General features: G+C 35.3%; 20 protein-coding genes. 12 read left to right on the top strand and 8 right to left on the bottom strand.

Going from position 1 to position 22,035, the window contains the following annotated elements; genetic code table 11:
• Window positions 1-137: 137 nt before the first annotated feature.
• The 4 genes from mltG to pnuC form a co-directional block, all read right to left on the bottom strand.
• Window positions 138-1,163 (bottom strand): endolytic transglycosylase MltG, encoded by a 1,026-nt coding sequence (gene mltG / locus ACJ5H0_RS20315; protein WP_411251826.1) that lies wholly within the window; start codon window positions 1,161-1,163, stop codon window positions 138-140.
• 34 nt (window positions 1,164-1,197) lie between these two features.
• Window positions 1,198-1,965, bottom strand: coding sequence for a diaminopimelate epimerase (gene dapF, locus ACJ5H0_RS20320; RefSeq protein WP_172277824.1), 768 nt, complete (start codon window positions 1,963-1,965; stop codon window positions 1,198-1,200).
• A 92-nt stretch (window positions 1,966-2,057) separates the two neighbouring features.
• Window positions 2,058-2,684, bottom strand: a complete 627-nt coding sequence (locus ACJ5H0_RS20325; RefSeq protein WP_273647539.1) for a hypothetical protein — start codon at window positions 2,682-2,684, stop codon at window positions 2,058-2,060.
• On the bottom strand, window positions 2,681-3,358 hold the full coding sequence (gene pnuC / locus ACJ5H0_RS20330; RefSeq protein WP_411251827.1) for a nicotinamide riboside transporter PnuC: 678 nt from the start codon (window positions 3,356-3,358) through the stop codon (window positions 2,681-2,683). The genes ACJ5H0_RS20325 and pnuC overlap by 4 nt, the downstream gene beginning before the upstream one ends.
• Before the next feature lie 177 nt (window positions 3,359-3,535).
• Here pnuC and ACJ5H0_RS20335 point away from each other — a divergent pair, with 177 nt between their 5' ends.
• The 4 genes from ACJ5H0_RS20335 (at window position 3,536) to ACJ5H0_RS20350 (ending at window position 8,992) form a co-directional block, all read left to right on the top strand.
• Window positions 3,536-5,065 carry an APC family permease gene (locus ACJ5H0_RS20335; RefSeq protein WP_273647541.1) on the top strand — a complete coding sequence of 510 codons (1,530 nt, stop codon included), beginning with the start codon at window positions 3,536-3,538 and terminating at the stop codon, window positions 5,063-5,065.
• Between the two features lie 141 nt (window positions 5,066-5,206).
• On the top strand, window positions 5,207-6,151 hold the full coding sequence (locus ACJ5H0_RS20340) for a WD40/YVTN/BNR-like repeat-containing protein (RefSeq protein WP_411251828.1): 945 nt from the start codon (window positions 5,207-5,209) through the stop codon (window positions 6,149-6,151).
• 272 nt (window positions 6,152-6,423) lie between these two features.
• A complete protein-coding gene (hemN, locus tag ACJ5H0_RS20345) occupies window positions 6,424-7,782 on the top strand; it encodes an oxygen-independent coproporphyrinogen III oxidase (protein WP_411251829.1) in 1,359 nt (452 codons plus the stop codon).
• A gap of 373 nt (window positions 7,783-8,155) precedes the next feature.
• A complete protein-coding gene (locus ACJ5H0_RS20350) occupies window positions 8,156-8,992 on the top strand; it encodes a hypothetical protein (protein ID WP_411251830.1) in 837 nt (278 codons plus the stop codon).
• A gap of 23 nt (window positions 8,993-9,015) precedes the next feature.
• Here the strand turns inward: ACJ5H0_RS20350 and ACJ5H0_RS20355 are convergent, their stop codons facing one another.
• A complete protein-coding gene (locus ACJ5H0_RS20355; protein ID WP_411251831.1) occupies window positions 9,016-10,380 on the bottom strand; it encodes a PQQ-dependent sugar dehydrogenase in 1,365 nt (454 codons plus the stop codon).
• A gap of 217 nt (window positions 10,381-10,597) precedes the next feature.
• Between ACJ5H0_RS20355 and secD the strand changes: the two genes are divergently transcribed.
• Together secD and ACJ5H0_RS20365 are read left to right on the top strand one after the other, a co-directional pair.
• Window positions 10,598-13,492 carry a protein translocase subunit SecD gene (gene secD, locus ACJ5H0_RS20360; RefSeq protein ID WP_172277837.1) on the top strand — a complete coding sequence of 965 codons (2,895 nt, stop codon included), beginning with the start codon at window positions 10,598-10,600 and terminating at the stop codon, window positions 13,490-13,492.
• A gap of 209 nt (window positions 13,493-13,701) precedes the next feature.
• Window positions 13,702-14,928, top strand: coding sequence for a TCR/Tet family MFS transporter (locus ACJ5H0_RS20365; RefSeq protein ID WP_172277839.1), 1,227 nt, complete (start codon window positions 13,702-13,704; stop codon window positions 14,926-14,928).
• 65 nt (window positions 14,929-14,993) lie between these two features.
• Here the strand turns inward: ACJ5H0_RS20365 and ACJ5H0_RS20370 are convergent, their stop codons facing one another.
• Window positions 14,994-15,935: a hypothetical protein gene (locus ACJ5H0_RS20370; RefSeq protein ID WP_411251832.1), complete on the bottom strand. Its 942-nt coding sequence runs from the start codon at window positions 15,933-15,935 to the stop codon at window positions 14,994-14,996.
• A 223-nt stretch (window positions 15,936-16,158) separates the two neighbouring features.
• On the opposite strand from ACJ5H0_RS20370, the gene ACJ5H0_RS20375 reads away from it, so the two are divergent.
• From ACJ5H0_RS20375 to ACJ5H0_RS20385, 3 genes are read left to right on the top strand one after another with little or no spacing between them, the layout of a single operon-like run.
• Entirely contained in the window at window positions 16,159-16,488 is a 330-nt protein-coding gene (locus ACJ5H0_RS20375) for a Sec-independent protein translocase subunit TatA/TatB (RefSeq protein WP_172277843.1), read from the top strand.
• 3 nt (window positions 16,489-16,491) lie between these two features.
• Complete coding sequence (locus ACJ5H0_RS20380) at window positions 16,492-17,058, top strand: phosphatase PAP2 family protein (protein ID WP_172277845.1); 567 nt, start codon at window positions 16,492-16,494, stop codon at window positions 17,056-17,058.
• Entirely contained in the window at window positions 17,055-17,870 is an 816-nt protein-coding gene (locus ACJ5H0_RS20385) for a tetratricopeptide repeat protein (RefSeq protein WP_273647548.1), read from the top strand. The genes ACJ5H0_RS20380 and ACJ5H0_RS20385 overlap by 4 nt, the downstream gene beginning before the upstream one ends.
• A 2-nt stretch (window positions 17,871-17,872) precedes the next feature.
• Here the strand turns inward: ACJ5H0_RS20385 and ACJ5H0_RS20390 are convergent, their stop codons facing one another.
• A complete protein-coding gene (locus ACJ5H0_RS20390) occupies window positions 17,873-18,346 on the bottom strand; it encodes a 23S rRNA (pseudouridine(1915)-N(3))-methyltransferase RlmH (RefSeq protein WP_411251833.1) in 474 nt (157 codons plus the stop codon).
• A gap of 159 nt (window positions 18,347-18,505) precedes the next feature.
• Between ACJ5H0_RS20390 and ACJ5H0_RS20395 the strand changes: the two genes are divergently transcribed.
• The 3 genes from ACJ5H0_RS20395 to ACJ5H0_RS20405 all read left to right on the top strand — a co-directional run bounded on the left by ACJ5H0_RS20395 (window position 18,506) and on the right by ACJ5H0_RS20405 (window position 20,838).
• Window positions 18,506-19,528 carry a DUF4421 family protein gene (locus ACJ5H0_RS20395; RefSeq protein ID WP_273647549.1) on the top strand — a complete coding sequence of 341 codons (1,023 nt, stop codon included), beginning with the start codon at window positions 18,506-18,508 and terminating at the stop codon, window positions 19,526-19,528.
• Between the two features lie 2 nt (window positions 19,529-19,530).
• Window positions 19,531-20,490 (top strand): YihY/virulence factor BrkB family protein, encoded by a 960-nt coding sequence (locus ACJ5H0_RS20400; RefSeq protein WP_172277853.1) that lies wholly within the window; start codon window positions 19,531-19,533, stop codon window positions 20,488-20,490.
• 159 nt (window positions 20,491-20,649) lie between these two features.
• Window positions 20,650-20,838, top strand: a complete 189-nt coding sequence (locus tag ACJ5H0_RS20405; RefSeq protein WP_411251834.1) for a bacteriocin-like protein — start codon at window positions 20,650-20,652, stop codon at window positions 20,836-20,838.
• Between the two features lie 7 nt (window positions 20,839-20,845).
• On the opposite strand, the gene nhaA is transcribed toward ACJ5H0_RS20405, so the two are convergent.
• Window positions 20,846-22,033, bottom strand: a complete 1,188-nt coding sequence (nhaA, locus tag ACJ5H0_RS20410) for a Na+/H+ antiporter NhaA (protein ID WP_306611571.1) — start codon at window positions 22,031-22,033, stop codon at window positions 20,846-20,848.
• Window positions 22,034-22,035: the final 2 nt, after the last annotated feature.

Consider the following 22,035-nt stretch of genomic DNA (forward strand, 5'->3'; position numbering starts at 1 on the left):
TAACTCCTAATATTGTGAAATTATTAATGGGTTAAATTTCAAAATATTACGATTAATTTATTGTTTGTAATAGATATGTCGCTTTTTAAGGCTGGATGTTAATTATGAAATTGTTAAAATAAAGTTAAATTTGCTTTTTATTTTATATTTTTTGAATTAAGCCAGTTTTGATAAGCTTTTGCATTAATTGCATGCTCTTCAGCACTTGCCGTGAATTTGTGATAGCCAAACCTTGCCGGATCAGCGCACATATATATATAATTGTTGTTTTCTGCGTTAAGCACAGCATCTACAGAGTTCTTATCTACAATACATATCGGGCCGGGAGGAATACCGGGATTAGCGTATGTATTGTAAGGAGAGGGCGTAGACAGATGTTTATATAAAACCCTTTTGATTGGCTCTTTAAAATTTGTCTGCTTATTAATAGCATAGATCACCGTAGGATCAGATTGTAATTTCATTCCTTTTCTGTATCGGTTTAAATATAGTCCTGCGATAGTTTCCATTTCATCTTTTTTTCCACCGGATTCTTTATAGACAATAGAGGCAAGTGCATAAATCTGATCTCTTGTTAGCCCGGACTGCTGTTCTTTGTTTTTTCTTTCACTTGTCCAGAAACCATTATATTGATCCTCAAATCTTTTAAAAAAATCTTTAGGACTTACTGTCCAGAAAAAGTTATATGAATCGATAAAAAAATACTTTTTCAGGTCTTCGGCGCTGGTATATCCTTTTTCAGTTGCAATCGTATTAAAATCTTTTACAAATCTGAGTGAATCCAACTCCGTTTTTTTTGTGACTTTACCAATCATTTGATACATATCACCAAAATCTCCTATTCTAAAGGTATTTTCCGTCTGGTTTCCCGCTTTGATCATATTGACAATATTCGTATTTCCTGTTCCATTCTGGATGTGGTAACGACCCGGTTTGAGATGTTGTTCCAGATCCTTATCCTTTGCTACTCTTTCAAACGACTCTTTATTTTGTATATACGGTCCAATAGAATCAAGTACCTGCTTAAAGCTTGCTCCATGAGGGATTAAAACATATCCTTCTTTTTCTATGTTGTTACCGTAATATGTATTATAAAATCTTAACCCAAAAAATCCTGCTACCGCTACAACAAGCAGTATGATAATGAGAATAGTTTTTTTCATTATTTAATAGTTGATTAAAAGTTGTCTGTTTTTTTTAAACCAAGTCAACCTTACCTCTAAAAACTTGTTTTGCCGGTCCTTCCAACCAAATATTCTGGAAAGAATTTCCGTTTTTTTCAGCATACACTTTAAGGTTTCCACCTAAAGTTTTAACTTTTACAGAGATTAGATTGTTTTTTTGTAGAAAGGTTAAAGCAGATGCAGTAACTCCTGTTCCGCAACTGTATGTTTCATCCTCAACGCCTCGTTCATAGGTTCTTACGAAAATTTCATCATCGGTAATTTTTTCAACAAAATTGACGTTGATACCTTTTTCTTTATAGTTTTCTGAATTTCTGATCCCGTTTCCTTCTGCAAAAACATTGTAGGTAACCAAATCTTCGACGTATTTTACATAATGTGGAGATCCGGTATCCATTACAGAATCTGCTCCGTCATTGGAAATGTCGGTAACATCGATCATTTTTAATTTGATGATACCATTATGGATTTCTGCTTCATGTTCTCCATCTATAGCAATAAATTTACATTTGGCTTCAAAGATATCAAGGAAAAAAGCAAACGCAACAAGACATCTACCACCATTTCCACACATGGTACTTTCTCCACCATCGGAATTGTAATACACCATTTTGAAATCATACTTTTCATCATTTTCTAAAAGAATAAGACCATCCGCTCCAATTCCAAAACGTCGGTCGCAAAGCTTTTCGATAATTGCTTTGTCTTTTGGAAATTGCAGATCTCTGTTATCTACCATTACGAAATCGTTTCCAGTGCCTTGATATTTATAAAATTCCATACTTTCTTTACATTAAAATAAACAAACAAAATTAGTATATTAAAATAAAAAACGGGCAGTAAATACTGCCCGTTTTTTATTATTTAGAATGATTATCTTCTGAATCCGCTTCCGCCTGATCGATTAGAGTTATCTTGCTGAGTATTATTACTTCTAAATCCACTTCCGTTATTTGTATTTATTGGACTATTAGAGTTGGATGAACTGTTACTTCTGAAACCGCTGTTATTTTGAGGTCTTTGAGTATTTTGCTGAGGAACATTTCTATATCCGCTGCCCTGATTACTCTGACTATTGGAGTTGTTATTTCTGAAACCGCTATTTCCGTTGTTTCTGTTATTATATCCGTTATTGTTATTGTAATTACTATTGTTATAATTACTGTTATTGGTACGTGTATTTTGCAATCCGTTATTAGGTCTCTGAGAAGTAATTGTAGAGCTTCTTCTTTCTACATAAACCCTTCTTCTGTTATTATTGTTCCCATAGTAATAATAAGGAGCACCATTATCGTAATAATAATTGATATCATTTCTATAGTAATATCCATCATTGCCATAATATCCGCCACTTCCGTAGTATCCTGATGGAGCATAATAATAACCGTTATTATAATATGGATCTCCATAACCACCAGCATATCCGTCAGAATATGCCAAACAAGAAGTTAAACTAACTATAGTGAAAAAACTAAACGTTAATTTTAATAAATTTTTCATGACTTTATCTTTCTTTTTTCTTTATAACTTTTTTTCCATTTGACGAATCCTATGATCGCCATTATAGTAAATACCAAATATTGAACCGAAGTGATTCCAAGTCCTTTAAAAATCATCATAGGCATGCAAATAAAATCTCCGATGATCCAGAAAATCCAGTTCTCAATGCGTTGTTTGGCCATAAACCACATTCCTACTAAAAATATGGATGTGGTAAATACATCAAGCCAATTTGCCCAATCAAGATGATACAATCCTAAATTAGCACCTGTCATGGAAAAATGATTATCTATGTAAGGTTTGTAATAATATATAAAAGTAACGAGTAATAAACTAACTGCAAACAGGATGCTGGCAAAGATCCATTCTTTTTTGGTTGCCCATGAAACTTCCACATGAACATTATCTTCTGAATTTTTTGCCCATAAAATCCATCCGTAAACACTCATAGCAGTGTAGTAGATGTTGATCATACAATCGCCCAGCAATCCGAAGTTAAAAAGAATATAAACATAAATAAGGGTCGAAATAATACCAGTGGGGTATACCCAAATATTTTTTTTGATGGAGAAATAGACACTGAGGATGCCGAAAAAAGTTCCTGCGCTTTCCAGCATAATTTGTAAGGTTGTATAGTCTTCATACGGTTTTACAAAGAGGTCATATAGATTCATATGTTCAAATGTGTTCAAAAATAAGCAAAAATTCAATATTGATGAAAAATGAGTTGAATGGTATGTTAATCAGTTTTTTATATCCTTAAATATAAATTTAATAATGAAAGTTTGTCAATAATTGTTAGTATTTGTAAATTTTTTATACTTTCGTAAATCTTAAATAAACAATAAAATATGTCAAAAATTTGGGTTAAGAAACCAATGAGCGCTTATGAAGCTGATATTAAGAAAAGTGAGCTGAAACGCGTTTTAGGAAAATGGAGTCTTACAGCTATTGGAATCGGAGCAATTATCGGAGGAGGAATTTTTGTACTTACCGGGACAGGAGCTTATTATAATGCAGGTCCTGCATTAGCACTTTCCTTTGTAATTGCAGGAATTGCCTGTGTATTTGCAGCTTTATGTTATGCTGAATTTGCTTCCATACTTCCTGTAGAAGGTTCGGCTTATGCTTATGCTTATGGAACAGTAGGGGAAATTTTTGCCTGGATTATCGGGTGGGGATTGATTTTAGAATATGCAATGGGATCTATGACGGTCGCCGTATCCTGGTCCGGTTATTTTGGAAAACTCCTTAAAATGTTCGGATTGCATTTGCCTACATGGCTTACTACTGACCCCCAGACTTATTGGGCAGCCGGAAATTCCGGTTTTTCTATGAACTTACCTGCATTTTTGATTGTATTATTTGTTATATCTATTTTGGTGAGAGGAACAAAGGGAGCTGCAAAAGCGAATAACTTTATTGTAATGCTTAAAGTATCAGCAATCATTTTTGTTATTATTGCCGGTATTTTCTTTATCAATACGGATAACTGGGTTCCTTTCATTCCTGAAGCGACTACTATTACTGAAAATGGGGTTTCCCATTCTGCGTATGGTATAGGAGGGGTTGTTGCTGGAGCTTCTGCAATTTTCTTTGCTTATGTAGGATTCGATGCGGTGTCGACTCAGGCAGGAGAGGCAATCAATCCTAAAAAAGATGTTCCTTTTGCTATTATTGCTTCTTTGATCATTTGTACACTTTTATATATATTGGTGTCGCTTGTATTAACGGGTATGATGCATTATACGGATTTCAATCCTTTAGGGAAATATCCTGATGCGATCAAAGCTCCTGTTGCCTATGCATTTGATATTGCTGGTCAGGCCTGGGCTGGTTACATCATTACAATTGCCGCAACTGTTGGATTGATTTCAGTATTGATGGTAATGATCATGGGACAATCAAGAATTTTCCTTGGAATGTCTAAAGATGGATTGATCCCAGCAACTTTTTCAAAAGTAAATCCAAAAACAGGAGTACCAACCAAAAACTTAATCATCTTGGGAATTCTAATTTCTGTAGTTGCCTCTTTAACACCGATCAATGATCTTGCTCACATGACGAGCTTCGGGACTTTATTTGCTTTCACTATGGTTTGTGTAGCTGTGTGGGTGTTGAGGGTTAAAGAACCTAATCTGCAGAGAAACTTTAAAGTTCCGGCATTGCCATTAATCGCTTGTCTTGGAATTTTAATCAATGTTTATCTGATTTTTAATTTAAGTAGAGAAGCTAAAATGTATTCTTTCGCATGGTTGATCATCGGATTTATTATTTACTTCCTTTATAGTAAAAGAAATTCCAAATTACAAAACGGAGGATACGGAGAAACCTTTAAGGCGGAACAAGAGCCACTGGAAAAACCTGATCTAGATTTGTAAGAATAAAAATAAAAATAAAAAATCCACAGAATGTTGTGGATTTTTTATTTTTGTCTTTCACCAAATTAAATTTTTATGAAAAATATTCTAGCATGTGTATTTTGTTTTTTGGGAATATTGACATTTTCCCAAGAAGTAAACATGGAAACAATTTTTAATGATAAAATAAGCATAAGAGCGCTCCAGGTCTGGGATCATAAAATCTGGTATGCAGGTACGGATTCTAAATTTGGTTTTGTTGATCTTAAAAATTTTAAAAATCAAAAACAGATTTCATTATCGGATCAGAAGTTAGAGTTCAGAACATTGGCTCAGAACAATAATGATTTTTATGCTATTAATGTTGGAAGTCCTGCTTATTTCTTTAGAATTGATAAAAAGGATATGCAGTCAAAAACAGTGTATAAGGATACGGTGAAAACTGCATTTTATGATGCTTTACACTTTGTGTATGATCATCTTGCTTTTACTTTCAGTGATTCGGATTCAAGTAATCGCCTTAAATTGGTTGCTTTTAAAAATGGGAAATGGGATTTGCTAAAGAATGAAATTTCATTAAACAGTGGGGAAGCAGCTTTTGCAGCAAGTAATACAAACATTGCTTCAACTAAAAAATACATGTGGATCGCAACAGGAGGTAAAGCTTCCCGAATTCTGAGGTTAGATCTTAAAACGGAGAAGTTTGATGTTTTTACTACACCATTTATTCAGGGTGAACCATCGCAGGGAATGTATTCTATAGATTTTTATGATGACCGGTTTGGAGTGGCAGTCGGAGGAGATTATACCAAACAGAAAGAGAATATCAATAACATAGCGACGACTAATGACGGGGGTAAAACCTGGCAGATTCAGGCGTCAGGTGCGAACGAAGGCTATACTACCTGTGTAAAAATTAGACCGGGATCCAAAGGAAAAGAAATGATAGCAGTAGGAGATCAGCATATCAGTTATTCTTCAGATTTTGGAAAAACTTGGAGGAAAATTTCTGATGAAAAAAACTTATACGTGTGTGAGTGGATTGATCAAAATTCCGTTGCCTTTGCGGGTAAAGACAAGATCCAGCTGATGAAATTAAAATTTTAAATTTTTGGTATAGAGGATATCTGTAGTTTTATTACCCATTATTATTTTCTTCGGTATACCTTTGAGTGATTTTGGATACAATTAGGTTATTGAATATTTTAAGGCTTTATTTTTTGTATTTAGAGCCTGTGAAGGGTATTTAGACTGATTATAAATTTCGAAAACAAACCCTAATATAATTCATGATTTAAAATTCATAAGTTATAGCTAATTTTGCAGAATGAAATTCTTATGTGAATTTTATTCAATTTATAAAAATTTAAAATTTTTAGATGAACTCTTTAATCGATAAATATAATATTCCCGGACCACGTTACACGTCTTATCCTACTGTTCCATATTGGGACGAAAGCACCTTTTCTCCTGAAAAATGGAAGGAGAGTGTGGTAAGATCTTTCCATGAAAGTAACTCAGGTGAGGGAATTTCTATTTATATCCATTTGCCGTTTTGTGAAGCATTATGTACTTTCTGTGCATGTCACAAACGTATTACAAAGCAGCATAGTGTTGAGACACCTTATCTTGAAAGTGTTTTAAAAGAGTGGAAGCTTTATCTTGAGCTTTTTGATGAAAAACCTAAATTAAAAGAACTTCATTTAGGAGGGGGAACGCCTACTTTTTTTTCTCCTAAGAATTTAAAGACATTGCTGGAAGGAATATTTGCTACGGTAGATATTGCAGAACATCCCGAGTTTTCATTTGAAGGACATCCCAATAATACAACAAGAGAGCATCTTCAGACTTTGTATGATCTTGGCTTTCGAAGAGTAAGTTTCGGCGTGCAGGATTACGATCCGAAAGTTCAGAAAGCAATCAACAGGATACAGCCTTTTGAAAAAGTAAAGGAAGTAACCGAATTAGCCCGTGAGATAGGATATGGAGGAATAAGCCACGATTTGGTTTTTGGACTGCCTCACCAGCATTGGGATGCAATGGAATACACGATCCGTAAAACACTGGAACTGAAGCCTGACAGACTGGCTTTTTATTCCTATGCGCATGTTCCGTGGGTAAAAGGAGTAGGACAGAGAGGTTTTGATGAAAATGACCTGCCAAGCGGAGAGGAAAAAAGAAAACTCTACGAAGATGGTAAAAGCTTATTGCAGGAACTGGGATATATAGAGGTTGGGATGGATCATTTTGCCCTGGAGCATGATGACCTTTATCAGTCTTTAATTCAGAAAAAGCTGCATAGGAATTTTATGGGATATACTTCAAGCAAAACGCAATTGATGGTGGGACTTGGAATGTCTTCAATTTCAGATTCCTGGTATGCTTTCGCTCAAAATGTAAAAACGGTTGAAGAATACCAGAAAATCGTTGAAGAGGGAGAGATTCCGGTGGTAAAAGGTCATATCCTTAATCATGAAGATTTAATTGTAAGAAGACATATTTTGAACCTTATGTGTCAGCTGGAAACGACATGGGATATCCAAAACTCTTTCCCGGAACTGGAAAATGCTTTGGAGATGCTTAAGGAAATGGAAAGAGATGAACTGGTTGAAATCAGAGATCATCAGATCAGGATTACAGAAAAGGGAAGAGCGTTTACAAGAAATGTAGCCATGGTGTTTGATCTTAGAATGATGCGAAATAAACCTGAAACCAGGATTTTCTCTATGACTATTTAGTAGATGAATAGAAAAGTTCTTTTCATTATTATCTATACATATGCACTTGTTTTTAGTGTCTTAAAAACGATAAGGTTTCCCAATCAATGGTCCGTTGCTCACTGGATGCTCGATTATAGATTCGGGTTTATAAAAAGAGGATTTGCCGGAGGTTTTTTGGGATTATTTGTAGAGAAAAATGAACAGAACATATTTGTTTTATCTGTTTTTATAATATTGTTGCTATATGGATTGTTGTTGTTTATGGCTAGTAAAGAAACAATCCGGAACAAAGGGGATGTTTACACTCTCGTATTTTATCTGACCTTTTTTTTTATCTCAATATATCATATTTACGGCCCATCTTATAGGGTACCTGGATCATATCATCTTTTTGCTAACCATTTTAGTTATATGGCTTCTAAGGAAGAAAAAGATTCTGCTGGCATCATTAGTTGCTTCTATTAGCGTTCTTATACATGAGGTTTCATTTTTCCTGATGCTCCCTATCTGTTGCTTTGCTTTGGTGGTGGATGGAGTAAGTGGAGAAAGAATTTCTTTTAAAGACACTTTAAATTCCCATTTAATAAAGAGAATAAGCTTCTTTCTTATATTACCGCTTGCTGTTACTTTTGGAGTGTCAGCCTACCAGGAAATGAGTGGGTCAAACTATCATAAAATGATTTTTAATTATCTGGATCATTTAAAATTTATAAACGTAAAAGTTGCCGATTCTGTAGCATCTGCTTATACTGTAAAATTTACAGACTATATACAAGATGAGAGTCCGCATTTCTTTCAAAGGGTATTTGTTTCCAAATGCTCAATATTTTTTGGGATTCCCATTCTCTTTATGATGTATGTTGTTTACAGGAAGTTTGAAAAGGCCAACAAGTATCTTTTGCTATTGTTTGCTATTGTTATTCTAATTCCCTTAGGACTTCATGCTATTGCCTATGACACTTACAGGATATGGTCATTTCCTTTCATGATTTTGTTTCTGGGTTATTGGATTCTCAGTTCCGGGTACAATGTTACAGTCGATGTTTCTAAAAAATTATCTTTATCTGAAATTTTGCTTGCTGCTCTTGCAATTGCATTGGTATCGTTAGTTCCAAGTCAATTACTGGATGATGAAGTGGAGCGTTTTTCTTTAGTTCAGAGGCTGCTGATTTTAATTCCACTTCTAGCTTTAGGAACTGCGTGTTTTTATAAGAAAGCCCCAATGTAGTAAAATTGAGGCTTTCGTTAACATTATTGAATAATTAGCTTTTGACTATAGGATTTTAATTCTCCTGACTTTAAATTGATGTAGTATACTCCCGGGCTAAAACCTGAAATATCAATACTGTTATCATTACCAATTTTTAGCTGATTCATTAGCCTGCCTTCAGAGTTAATGATCTCTACTGAAAGTTTCTGTTCTTTAATACCGTCAATGAATACTTTTTTAGAAGCAGGATTTGGATATACCCTTATTTTGGCTAAATTATTATTTTCCTGTGTTGAGAGTGTTCCGCTTGTAATTTTGTAAATCTTTCCGCTATTAACACCGGCAACATATAGACCATTCTGATTATCTTGTCCAAAAGTTGAGAAACCATTTCCAGAGTAGGATGTCGTCCAGGTTATGGAATTATCAGAGCTCAACATTCCGATCTGGTTGGAGCAATAATCTGCGAAAAAATATTTTCCTTGTAGTGCCGGATAAAGAGTTCCACGGTAAACATATCCACCGGTTATAGAACATTTTCCACCAGAGTGGTCATATACGGCAACCGGAAAAGTCATTGTTGAAGCGGCTGCGCATCCACCGGTATTATAGGCCGTATTTCCTTCATAACATCTCCATCCATAATTAATTCCGGCCTGGGTAAGCGGATTTTTGTTGATTTCTTCAATCTGTCCCTGACCGACATCTGCAATCATGGCATTTCCTGTGGTGAGATCAAAGGAAAACTTCCAGGCGTTCCGAAGTCCATATGCCCATATTTCATCTGCTCCGTCAATACCCACAAATGGATTGTCAGGAGGTATATTATAAGCATTGGTAGAGTTAATGTCAAGACGTAGCATTTTACCCAGCAGTGAGTTTTTGTTTTGTGCATTATTGTTGGGGTCTCCACCGCTACCTCCGTCTCCGGTTACCACCCATAATTTGCCGTCAGGCGCAAAATGAATGCTTCCTCCATTATGATTATCGAAAGGCTTTGGGATATTGAGTATTATTTTTTCAGAGCTTGCATCGGCTACATTCGGATCAGTGCTGCTTACTGTATATCTGGCAACAGTAATGTTTCCGTTGGTTGCATTGTTGTAATATACAAAGAAATAACCGTTTGTTGCATACTGGGGATGGAAAGCCAATCCTAAAAGTCCTCTTTCTCCACCATACAAAACTTTACTGCTAATGTTTAAGAAGTTAGTCGCATTAATAGTCCCGGAAGGTTGAATAATTTTAATGATTCCGTTCTGTTGTACTACGAAAAGCCTGCTATCATTGGCATTTGTAATTTCGACCGGACTCGTGAGCCCGGTGGCAAATTCTACCAGATTAATTGTCTGGGAATTAAGAAATAGGGAAGAAAAAATCCCTATCACAAAAAGTAAAATTTTCATAATATTTTGATATTTAGTGTATTGTATTCATAATGAAAATTTCATACCAATTAAACTTTATAAACTTCATTAAAATAAGCTTTTAAAATTGATAAATCTTAAATGGAAGTCATATTGTCGATATATCTGAAAATAAACCATTTCTGTTATTGAAAGTTCATAAAATATAAAGAAAATCATTATATTTGCCGACTTAATTTAACGTAGTTATAACAAAATGCAAGGAAAAGGACTTATTACAATTGTTGCTATTGTACTGGGGTTGATTTGCTTAAATGAGCTTATACCAACCTGGTACGCCAGCAAAATTGAATCGCAGATTGAAGCTGCGAACGGAAACGAGAAAGAGATCAAACGAATAAAGGAAGATACTCTTAATCTTGGTTATACGAAGCTTTATTATTCTAAAGCGAAAGACAAAGAAATGAAACTTGGTCTTGACTTGAAAGGAGGGATCAACGTTCTTTTGGAGATCAACCAAAGAGATTTGGTGAGTGATTTAACGAATTACTCTTCTAATCCTGTTCTAATCGAAGCTTTAAATAAAACTGATGAGGTTCAGAAGAATTCTACTAAATCTTATGTAGATAATTTTTTCGATCAGTTTGATGCTATAAACAAAGCAAAAGGAACCAATCTTAAACTTGCAGATCCGGAAATATTCGGAAACACTAATCTTACTGAGATTAAGTATAATACTACTGATGAGCAGGTAAAAAGTATCGTTAAAAGAAGAATTGATGCTTCTGTAGGTACTGCTTTTGAGGTTATCAGAACCAGAATTGATAAAATGGGGGCTGTACAGCCGAATGTTCAGAGAGTACCGGGAACAGCGAGAATTTCTGTTGAAATGCCTGGTATGAAAGACATCGATAAAGTAAAGAAAATGCTTCAGACTTCAGCAAAACTTCAGTTTTGGGAAGTACAGCAGGTTCCTGAAATTGCACCTTATTTTCAGACTTTAACAAGTGTGGTTGCAGCAAAAGGAGATTCTATGGGAGTTGCAAAGAATGTGAACTTCATGAACCTTTTACATTTAGACAAGTTAAGAACCAACGGAGTTGCTAACATTAAATTGTCTGATACTGCAGTTGTAAATAAAATTTTAAACAGCAAAGTGGCTCAGGCATTACGTCCGGCTAACATTAAATATACCCAATTCATGTGGGGGTACAAACCAGAAGCTACAGATGCTGAGAGCCTGGTATTGTATGCCATAAGAGGAAACATCAACCAAAAAGCACCAGTAGACGGAGCTGTTGAAACCGCTAACATCAGCTATGATGAGCTGGGAAGAGTAGTAGTTGATATGCAGATGGATTCTAAAGGGGCTAAAGAATGGAAAACATTAACAGAGAAAAACGTTAATAAACCGGTTGCTGTAACTCTTGATAACAGGGTATATACTGCACCGAACGTAGTAAATGCTATTCCTAACGGTAGAACTCAGATCTCCGGTAACTTCTCTCAGGAGGAAGCTAAAGAACTGGTAGACGTTTTAGGAGCAGGTAAATTACCGGCAGGAGCTAAAGTAGTTCAGGCTACACAGGTAGGACCGTCTCTAGGACAGGAATCTATTAATGCAGGGATGATCTCATTCGCTATTGCATTTTTAATCATCATCGTTTATATCATTTTCTATTATGGTGGTGCTGGAGTATACGCTGTAATCGCAATGGTTATTAACTTATTCTACATTTTCGGAATTATGGATTCCGGAGACTTTACGCTTACTCTTCCAGGTATTGCAGGTATCGTTCTTACAATGGCAATGGCTGTGGATACGAACGTAATTATCTACGAAAGAACAAAAGAAGAACTATTTGCCGGGAAAAGTATCTTGGAGGCTTACAAAGATGGTTTCAAACATGCATTGAATGCCATTATTGATGGTCACTCGACAACATTCCTAACGGCAGTAGTGTTATTCTTCTTCGGAACGGGACCTATTAAAGGATTTGCTTTAACACTAATGATTGGTATTGCAATGACTTTATTTACTTCTGTATTGCTTTCAAGAGTAATGATCTTCAACAGACTAAATAAAGGAAAACACCTTTCTGTATGGACAGCTCCGACGAAAAATCTGTTCAGAAATACGTGGATTGATTTTATTGGGAAAAGAAAATATGCGTATATTATTTCTGCTATATTAACTGTTATCTGCATCGGATCTATTGCAACTCAAGGATTTAAGTATGGAATTGATTTCACTGGTGGTAGAAACTACGTGGTAAGGTTTGATAAAGATGTAAATGCTGAAGATATCGAACAGAATCTGGTAAAAATGTTTAAAACGGAAGATGGTAAGAACTCTTCTGTTGAGGCTAAGACCTTTGGTAACTCTAAACAATTGAAAATCTCTACAGATTACCTTATTGATGATGAATCGCTTAAGGCTGACCAGACTGTTGAGCAAAAATTATATGAAGGATTAAAAGGGAATTTACCGGCTAATATTTCACTTCACGATTTTAAATCTGCGGATAAAGACCATGCCGGAATTATCTCTTCTGAGAAAGTAGGTCCTACTGTAGCAGATGACATCAAAACCCACGGTATTCTTGCAGTTGTTGCTGCTTTAGGAGGTATCTTTATCTATATCCTTATCAGATTTAGAAAATGGCAATTCTCTCTGGGTGCTGTTGCTGCATTATTCCACGATGCGATTATCATTCTGGGAGCTTATTCATTGCTGCATAAATTCATGCCTTTCAATATGGAGATCAACCAGGATTTCATTGCTGCAATCCTTACCGTACTAGGATACTCAATCAATGACACCGTGATTATCTTCGATAGAATCAGGGAATATCTGAGAGAGAAGAAATCTTTAACATTGGCAGGTTTATTTGATGATTCAATTTCAAGTACATTGGGTAGAACATTCAATACCTCATTTACAACGATCCTTGTAATTTTAGCAATCTTTATCTTTGGTGGAGATAATCTGAGAGGATTTATGTTTGCGATGCTAATTGGTATTGGTTTCGGTACCTACTCATCCATATTTGTTGCTTCGGCTATTGCTTATGACTTCCTTAAGTCAGGGAAAGAAGAAGGAGTACATGGAAAAACGACTTCGAATAAAGAAGTCCTTGCTTCAAAATAATTATACTACAATAAATAAAAAAATAGCCTTTCATTTCGAAAGCTATTTTTTATTTATTGGTTTAAATCTAAGGAAAGAAAATTGTTTGAATAATTAAATGTTAAGCTGTAAATCCGACCTACTATTCAATCCTTGATAATCAATTATCATTATTAATCTTCATAATTTAGATTCATTATACTTCTATATTTCATTAATTTTGCACAATTATGGAAAATTCAAGGAAAAAAGCCGCCATGAGCTTTATTTTTATAACGCTCCTGATTGATATCACCGGATGGGGGATCATTATTCCCGTTGTTCCTAAATTAATTGAGGAACTGATTCATGCAGACATCAGTGAGGCCGCAAAATATGGTGGCTGGCTTGGTTTCGCTTATGCGTTTACACAGTTTATATTTTCCCCGGTAGTAGGAAATCTCAGTGATAAATACGGAAGAAGACCCATTATCCTCATTTCGCTTTTTGGATTTTCGATAGATTATGTTTTACTGGCTTTAGCTCCAAGTATCTGGTGGTTATTCCTGGGAAGAATTATAGCCGGAATCACAGGAGCGAGCGTAACCACTGCAAGTGCATACATCGCTGATATCTCTACTGACGCGGACAGGGCTAAAAACTTTGGCCTAATCGGAGCAGCGTTTGGTTTGGGATTCATTATTGGACCTGTGCTGGGAGGTGTTCTGGGGCATTATGGCTCAAGAGTTCCATTCTACGCTGCGGCCGGTTTATGCCTGCTCAATTTTCTTTACGGATATTTTATTCTTCCAGAAAGTTTAGATAAAGATAAGAGAAGAGAATTCAGCTGGAAGCGTGCCAACCCTGTGGGATCATTTAAGTTTTTAGGTAAGCATCCTGAAATTTCAGGATTGATCGTGTCTTTAATTTTGATTTATATTGCAGGTCATGCTGTACAGAGCAACTGGAGTTTTTATACGATGTATAAATTCAGCTGGACGGAAAGGATGGTTGGATTATCTCTCGGAGCAGTAGGATTATTGGTCGGACTTGTACAGGGAGGTTTGATCCGTTGGACAACTCCAAGATTAGGAGAGCAGAAAAGTATTTATTACGGATTGGCCTTGTATGCCATCGGAATGTTATTGTTTGCATTTGCTACAGAAGGGTGGATGATGTTTGCATTCCTTATTCCTTATTGTTTAGGAGGAATTTGTGGTCCTGCACTTCAATCTGTGATTACAAAAAGTGTCCCTTCTAATGAACAAGGAGAATTGCAGGGCGCTTTAACAAGCCTGATGAGTGCTACGGCAATTGTAGGCCCTCCTATGATGACAAACCTGTTTTATTACTTTACCCATGATGAGGCGCCATTTAAGTTTTCAGGAGCACCTTTCTTTTTAGCTTTCCTTCTCATGGCTGTAAGTGTGGTTATTTCATATTATGCATTCGAGAAAAATAGAGAAATTAAAAAGTAAATTATTTAAAATAATGCAGGATATCAATAATGATGTCCTGCTTTATTTTTTTAGCTATGTATTGATTAAGGATAAAGGGACTTGGTTCCGTTACTTACGATATTACTTCCCAAACCGGAAAATGATACCGTAAAGTTACTTGAATTAAAGCTTAAAGAACCTGTCGGTGTACATAATCCAAGTGCATATCTGCATTGTCCGTAAGCTCCGGTTCTCTTTAATATTTTGCTTTCGCTTTTTGCTTTTCCTAAACTGATATTGCCCCAATCACTTACATCAGTATTAGATACGGTAGATCCATTATAATAAATCGTGATCTTATATCCGATTTCTCCTCTCTTGGATCCCCATAGCCATTTTGCCGTCCACCATTCTTTATACCACTTCGAAAGTACCTTTGCCTGATTGTCATTAGAGGCTTCTACGTTACTTCCTCTATCCATCATTACCAGGCCTCCTAACACATTATCCCAGATAATTCCGTTGGTATTGTAGAAACATAATGAAGTAAATTGCTCTCCCTTATGATTCCATGTAATTTCAAGTACTTCTGTATTTGGTTTTACCTCCTGACTAATGACATCCTTCAGGCTTTGTTGGACAACTGATAGTTCATCTCCTGAATTAAAATTTGTCATTTTGCCTATTTTTACTGATGCCGGGTCTGTAATATTACCAAACGCCACATAAGTATTTTTATCTGAAATGAGGTTTTGGGAAATGGAAATTCCATTTGCATCAGACAGCTTTCCTAAAACTGAAACTCCGGTAATCTGAAGATCATTTTTAAGGTATTGTTCCAGATTTTTCTTTGAATCATTCAATTGTGTTTGAACAATATCGGGAAGTGTTTGAGAAGAGGGAGTTAATACTTTTTTCAAATCGGAAACCGATTCTTTTTTTGCGGTATTTTCCTGAAGTACTTCAGTTGTTTCATTTTGGCAGCTTGTTAAAGACAGCACCATTGCCAAGGCAAAAACCTTGAAGGGAGTTACTAATTTTTTCATAAGTATATATTTAATGTTTGTGTAGAAATAAAAATAATGAAAAATTTCATATAATTCTTTAATGAGAGAATTAATTATTGATTAATTTAAAAAGACCGGAATATTAAGATGATTAATAAGCCTGAATTGAAAATATTTAAAGCTTTGAAATGGAAAATCTTAAAATTTGTTTAAATTTTATGTTTCTACATTATATATGTATAATCTTTTGTAATTTTACCTCATGGAATTAAGCATTGGAGAAATGGCATTGATTGCAGTCGCAATCGTTGTATTATTCGGTCCGGATAAACTCCCTCAGATAGCGCGTGACTTAGGAGCAGGCGTAAGAAAGATGCGTGGAGCGGTAGAAGACATTAAAACCGAGATCATGAAAGAGACGGATAACCCTGTTTCTGAAATCAAACGTGAGATCGAAAAGGTGAAAGATGCTGCTAAAGATTTTAACCCAATGAAGAATATTGAAAAAGATATTCTTACCGAACCTTCTTCTGAGCCTGCAAAGCCAAAGCCTTCTGAAGATGAAACCTATGAAGGACCTGTAAGCAGATAACTGATGGAAGAAATCATTCAGGAAGATAAAAATGTCTTTTTATTTCTCAATAATTTGGGGAGTTCTTCGTTTGATCAGTTTTGGATGCTTATCTCCAGTACATGGATCTGGGTTCCGCTTTATATTATTTTTCTGTATTTTCTTTATAAAAATTACCAGTTAAAATCCTTAGTTTTTATTCTTTTATTTATACTTATAGGAACAACCGTGTCCGATCAGGTCGCTGGCATCTTTAAGCATGGAGTACAAAGGTTAAGACCTTGCCATGATCCTTCTCTGGAACATTATATGAGGATCGTAAAATGTGGCGGACAATTTGGATTTTATTCTGCTCATGCATCGAATACTTTCTTTTTAGCTACATATCTGAGTGTTTTATTAGGAAAAAAACTCAGATGGTTTCCTTATGCTATATTTGTATGGGCTGCAGTGGTTTCTTACAGCCGTATATATTTAGGAGTGCATTTCCCGATAGATATTTTGGTGGGGGCGTTTGTTGGACTTTTATTGGGAGTGATATTTAGTGCACTCGCGAAAAAAGTCATCAACAAACAAACGATAACCTCATGAAAAAACATTTATTACTTGTAGTATTAGCATTTACATTTGCTAATCTTTATTCCCAGGACGCAAAAACAGCGGAAGAATGCTTTAAAAAAGCAGATTATAAGTGCGCCGAAGAGCAGTACGCTAAATTAGCCGAAAAAGAACAGATTCAGAAATACCAGTCGGAGTACTACAATAATCTGGGGACTTCCCAAAGGAGGTTGGGTAAAACAAGCCTTGCTCTTAAATCGTATGAAGCAGCTCTGCGGGCAAATCCAATGTCGGCACCAGTATATGCTAATCTGGCATCGGTAAACAGCCAAAAAGGAAATAAACAGAAAGCCCTTGAATATATTGATAAAGGATTACAGATCGATGCTGAAAATGTAGATATGTATTTGACAAGGTCTAAAATTTATGACAGCCAGGGAAAGAAAGAACTGGCTATTAAAGATCTGAACCAGATTTTATCTTTTGCTCCGGAAAATATCTTTGCAAGAACGGGATTGGCTAATTTAAAGAAGAATAATGGCGATCTTGACGGAGCATTAAAAGATTATAATCAGCTCATTTCTGAAAAACCAGAGTCTTTGTTATACAACGGACGTGCGGAAGTCTATTTAAAAATGAAAAAACAGAAGGAGGCTTTGACTGATATCAATAAAGCTATTTCCATAGATCCGAAATTTGCTCAGTCCTATGTAACAAAATCTCTGATTTTGTTTGACGGTGCCAAGCCGAAAGAAGCTTGTGTCAATCTGGAGAAAGCTGTTGCTTTGGGATACGAAAAAGCAATTCTTGCAGATCATTTTGCAAAATGTCCTCCTGCCAAGTAAACTTAATCGTTATGATAAGGTTTTCCCTGTAGAATCTGATCTGCACGATATAATTGTTCAACGATAAATAACCGGATCATCTGGTGGGTAAATGTCATTTTAGATAATGACATTTTTTCGTTGGCTCTGGTATATATTTCCTCAGAAAACCCGTAGGCTCCTCCGATTAGTATGTGGATCTTTTTTACCGACAAATTCATCCATGCATCTATTTTCTGAGAGAATTCCCTGCTGGTAAACTGTTTTCCTTTTTCATCGAGAATAATAACGAGATCATTTTTATCTATATAATTCATAAAAAGCTTTGCCTCTTCTTTTTTCAGAAGATCTGAAGAGAGATTTTTGGCATTCTTAACATCAGGGATTTCTGTTATTTCAAAATTCCAATGTTTAGGAAGGCGGGGAATATAATAATTGATCAAAGAATTAATTTCTTTATCATCTGTTTTACCGATACAAAGTAAACTTATTCGCATAGGATATAATCACATTTAGGATGACAAAGATATTCATAAATTAAGGAATTTTCCCGGGTTCTTATGATACATTTTACCTGTCGTTGCCTACCGGTGTAATTTTCCGGTTCATTATCAAGTCTAAAAAAATCTGTATTTTTACGGAGCCAATATCACACGATGAAAATAAAATCTATTCCTTACTTATTTTTATATTTTCCGTTAGCTTCTTATGGTCAGGAAGTTAATGAGTATAATAAGAAGTACAGGGAAGATAATAATACAATTTCTCTCGTTGCAGGCGTAAGCTACCTTAACAATTCCTTTGGACTTCGCTATGAAAGAGAAATTTTCAGGCTAAAACCAAATGATTCTTTTTACACTGAGCTTTTTCTGAGGTACAGATGGCTGGATACCAGTATTTCATTTACACCTAAACTGATTAAAATAAATAATGATGATGATATCAAGGGGAAAACGAAATATTTCAATGTGAATTTTGCTTTTTTCCTGAATCCAAAGCTACGACAAATGATAGGTTATAATCAGATCAAAGGGTTGTATTTCCGGGATACCAGGAAGTATATAGATCTTTTGTTAAATGGTTCAGACGAAAGTATCACGGATGCATATATTCAGTTTCCGGATGCTAATTACAGGTCTTTTAAAGGGGAGACAAGTTATTTATGGGTCGGAAATAAAGAGAACTACAGAAGCTATACTAATATGACTTATAAGCCTGCTAAAAATGATTTTGTCGTTATTACAGGTCTGTTTTATCAGTATAATATATTGAAAGATTCCGATAGGGCAATATATAAGGGAGAAGTGATAGGAAGCGGGGAAGAAGGTTCTGCCACGAAAGATATAAGGCTGGCATTAAGAACAGGTGCAGGAATACAAAGAGTGATCGATAGTAATTGGTATGCGGTGGTTGAATTTTATCCTCAGCTGTATTATTCAAAGCTGATTGATGAAGACTTTCATGAATTTAATATGGGAATGAATTCCAATGTAAGGATCGGATATGATAACGGAAAATGGTTTGTTGGAGCCGGTACTCAGCTTAACTGGGTAAATAGTTCAAATTCCAATTTGTATTCATCTACACAATGGCAATTCAGGGCTGGAATTGGTCTGAGGTTTAATGCGCCACAAATAGTCAACAGAAATTTTGATAAAATAGATAATATCCTGAAATAATTATGAATATAAAAACACCTAATTTTATCCTGAAGATTCAGGAATTCTTAGATGATATCCATATCCCGCTCCTGGGAATATCACTGTGGCAAATGTTTCAGATTTATATTTCGGGTATTTTTAAGGATAAGATAGGAAGAAAGGCAGCCGCTATTTCATGGAGTTTTACCATCAGTTTATTTCCGTTTCTCCTTTTCTTGCTTTCCGTTTTACCTTATATGCCGCATTATGATAAGCTTCATTTTTATATTTTTGAAGTGCTGATTCACAATGTTTTCCCTTCCAATATGGAAACTGATGTTAGAGGCTATATTGAGAAAAGTATCATTCCCAATATGAGGGGAATCAGTAATCTAACCATTATTCTTGCCCTTGTTTTTGCTACAAACGGGACTTTTTCCCTCATTAATGGATTCAATGAAAATTCAGAAGAAAAGCTGAGTGACGTAAAAGAGTTTATTCTTTCTTTTTTTATTACCATAGGCTTTATCACTATAGTTTTTTTAGCCCTTTTCGGAGTCTATTATGTAGAAGTAGTTTTAAAACTATTTACACCTATCCATAATGTTTCCTGGCTGGTGAATAACCTTTCTAAGATTATTGGATTTGTGTCTTTTCCTCTTTTTTACTTTATTTTATTAGCGATGTTTTACTGGTTGGGAACAGTGAAGATTGCCAGGTTCAGGCAAGCGGTTCCTGGGGCTATTTTAACGACTGTTCTTTTTGTTCTCACTACTTACATATTTGCAATTTATGTAAAAGATATCGCCCGTTATAATGTTCTGTACGGGTCCATTGGAAGTATGATTCTTTTAATGGTATGGGTAAATGTGAATGTTTATCTGCTATTATTTGGTAATGAACTTAATATGGCTATCAGAAAACTCAGGATAGAAAAATTACTGGCTGATGAACTCCGAAAAGAAGTGCAGGCAGATCATTCCCCGAACGAAAAAGATTAATCTGAATTCTCTTCAATCAATATTGTATTGATTCAGCTAATATTTTATTTATGGGTCAATTAAAAAATACCGGATTATATTTTTTCGTATTCATTTTTATGGTAATTTAGTTACTAGTAAGAATTTGAAATTCTTGTACAAAGACCAAATTAATTTATTATGAAAAACATCAAAAAATTAACGAGAAACGATTTGAAAATCGTAAAAGGAGGATTAGCATGCAGAACCGGGGATGATTATTGTCCGGGAACGACCTACTGCTGTAACGGATTATGTAAGATATCCACTTACATTTGCCCGACAACAATAAAAAAGAGCACTAAAAGGTGCTCTTTTTTATTTTTATAGTTAGCAATTATTCATCACTATCGTCGTCGATAAATTTATTCTTTTTAGCACTTAGGCTTAATATAATTACGCCTAAAATAGCTGATAAAAACGATGCAATCAGGATTGCAAATTTGGCTTCATCCTGGATTTCAAATTGCTCCTTAAAGGATAGTAATGCTATAAAAATAGACATCGTAAAACCAATTCCTGCAAGAAAGCCTACCCCCAGCATATGCGACCATGTGCTATTGTGTGGAAGTGAACTTATTCTAAGTTTAATGGCAATAAATGAAAATAAATTGATCCCGATTAGTTTTCCCAGGACTAAACCACCGATGATCCCTAATCCCAAAGTACTTATCAACCCTTCTGCCATTCCGCTGTGAAAGGCAATATTGGTATTTGTAAGGGCAAATATTGGCATGATTAGAAAGCTTACAGGTATATGAAGATGATGCTCTAATTTTTCCAAAGGAGAAATTTGAACATTGGATGCATTGGTAGGAATAGACAAAGCCAGTAATACTCCTGCGATGGTAGCATGAATTCCTGAATTGTGAAGGAAATACCACAAAAATAATCCAGGGATAATATAGAAAATAAGCCTCGTCACTTTTAAAAAGTTCAAAAGAAACAAGAAAGCGACAATTCCGAAAGAGATCAACAAATACATCCATTGAATCTGATCTGTATAAAATATAGCGATAACTAAAATCGCTCCCAGATCATCAACAATGGCCAGAGCAGCTAGGAAAATTTTAATGGAATTAGGAATTTTACTTCCTAGCATGGAAATCAATGCAAGCGAGAAGGCTATGTCTGTAGCCATCGGAATTCCCCATCCATTGCTGAATTCTGTTCCTGAGTTGAATAGGGTATAGATGGTTGCGGGAACAAGCATTCCTCCGACTGCCGCAAAAATCGGAAGAGAAGCATTTTTAAAAGATGATAGCTCACCTTCCACCAGTTCTCTTTTTATTTCCAGGCCTACCAAAAGGAAAAAAATAGCCATGAGACCATCATTGATCCAGATATGGATCGGATATTTCAAGTGAAAAAGATGAGTGCCTATTTCATAGTGGAGAAAATTTTGAAATCCTTCTCCTAAGCTCGAGTTAGCAATTAATAAAGAAATCGCTACACAAAAAATAAGGATGATACCCGAAGATTGACTGCTGTTGAAAAATTTTTTAAAATAAATAGATAAATTCATGC

It is taken from the genome of Chryseobacterium proteolyticum (assembly GCF_046591535.1).
Lineage (GTDB): Bacteria > Bacteroidota > Bacteroidia > Flavobacteriales > Weeksellaceae > Chryseobacterium > Chryseobacterium proteolyticum.

Coding starts and splice junctions, on each gene's coding strand:
- dapF (WP_172277824.1), bottom strand. CDS start 1,965: ATGGAATTTTATAAATATCAAGGCACTGGAAACGATTTCGTAATGGTA.
- mltG (WP_411251826.1), bottom strand. CDS start 1,163: ATGAAAAAAACTATTCTCATTATCATACTGCTTGTTGTAGCGGTAGCA.
- ACJ5H0_RS20335 (WP_273647541.1), top strand. CDS start 3,536: ATGTCAAAAATTTGGGTTAAGAAACCAATGAGCGCTTATGAAGCTGAT.
- ACJ5H0_RS20365 (WP_172277839.1), top strand. CDS start 13,702: ATGGAAAATTCAAGGAAAAAAGCCGCCATGAGCTTTATTTTTATAACG.
- ACJ5H0_RS20340 (WP_411251828.1), top strand. CDS start 5,207: ATGGAAACAATTTTTAATGATAAAATAAGCATAAGAGCGCTCCAGGTC.
- ACJ5H0_RS20385 (WP_273647548.1), top strand. CDS start 17,055: ATGAAAAAACATTTATTACTTGTAGTATTAGCATTTACATTTGCTAAT.
- ACJ5H0_RS20380 (WP_172277845.1), top strand. CDS start 16,492: ATGGAAGAAATCATTCAGGAAGATAAAAATGTCTTTTTATTTCTCAAT.
- ACJ5H0_RS20370 (WP_411251832.1), bottom strand. CDS start 15,935: ATGAAAAAATTAGTAACTCCCTTCAAGGTTTTTGCCTTGGCAATGGTG.
- ACJ5H0_RS20375 (WP_172277843.1), top strand. CDS start 16,159: ATGGAATTAAGCATTGGAGAAATGGCATTGATTGCAGTCGCAATCGTT.
- ACJ5H0_RS20325 (WP_273647539.1), bottom strand. CDS start 2,684: ATGAAAAATTTATTAAAATTAACGTTTAGTTTTTTCACTATAGTTAGT.
- ACJ5H0_RS20355 (WP_411251831.1), bottom strand. CDS start 10,380: ATGAAAATTTTACTTTTTGTGATAGGGATTTTTTCTTCCCTATTTCTT.
- nhaA (WP_306611571.1), bottom strand. CDS start 22,033: ATGAATTTATCTATTTATTTTAAAAAATTTTTCAACAGCAGTCAATCT.
- ACJ5H0_RS20395 (WP_273647549.1), top strand. CDS start 18,506: ATGAAAATAAAATCTATTCCTTACTTATTTTTATATTTTCCGTTAGCT.
- hemN (WP_411251829.1), top strand. CDS start 6,424: ATGAACTCTTTAATCGATAAATATAATATTCCCGGACCACGTTACACG.
- ACJ5H0_RS20390 (WP_411251833.1), bottom strand. CDS start 18,346: ATGCGAATAAGTTTACTTTGTATCGGTAAAACAGATGATAAAGAAATT.
- secD (WP_172277837.1), top strand. CDS start 10,598: ATGCAAGGAAAAGGACTTATTACAATTGTTGCTATTGTACTGGGGTTG.
- pnuC (WP_411251827.1), bottom strand. CDS start 3,358: ATGAATCTATATGACCTCTTTGTAAAACCGTATGAAGACTATACAACC.
- ACJ5H0_RS20400 (WP_172277853.1), top strand. CDS start 19,531: ATGAATATAAAAACACCTAATTTTATCCTGAAGATTCAGGAATTCTTA.
- ACJ5H0_RS20405 (WP_411251834.1), top strand. CDS start 20,650: ATGAAAAACATCAAAAAATTAACGAGAAACGATTTGAAAATCGTAAAA.